The organism is Staphylococcus pasteuri (assembly GCF_030547725.1).
GTDB classification, from domain to species: domain Bacteria; phylum Bacillota; class Bacilli; order Staphylococcales; family Staphylococcaceae; genus Staphylococcus; species Staphylococcus pasteuri.
The window spans coordinates 1-266 of the sequence record NZ_JAUOQO010000405.1 but is presented as its reverse complement, the minus strand read 5'-3'; the positions used below and the strand labels follow the sequence as shown (position 1 = coordinate 266).

The window sequence follows — 266 nt, the reverse complement described above, 5'->3', positions numbered from 1 at the left end:
CTTGTCGGGCGCGGTTTCAGGCGGCGCGGCTTCGTTTGCGCACCGGGTGCGCGGGTTCCGGGGTGGCGTCTGCAATCATCTGCGCTAAATCAGCATGACGCCAGCGGCGCAGTCCCGCAATCTTGGTCGGGGTCGGTATCGTGCCGTCCTTGATACGCCGCCACAGGGTGCTTTCTGATACGCCCAAAAGGCCCATCACCTCTTTGGACGTGTATAGCTGTAGGTCATTGGTCATCTGGTCACCTTTCTTTGAGGGACCATGAATA

1 protein-coding gene is annotated in these 266 nt (G+C 59.4%); it reads right to left on the bottom strand.

All coding sequences use genetic code 11. The annotated features are described in order from the left end of the window. Positions 1 to 16 precede the first annotated feature (16 nt). Positions 17 to 266: helix-turn-helix transcriptional regulator (locus tag Q4528_RS14165; protein ID WP_303522252.1), on the bottom strand; the 250-nt coding region annotated here is incomplete at its 5' end.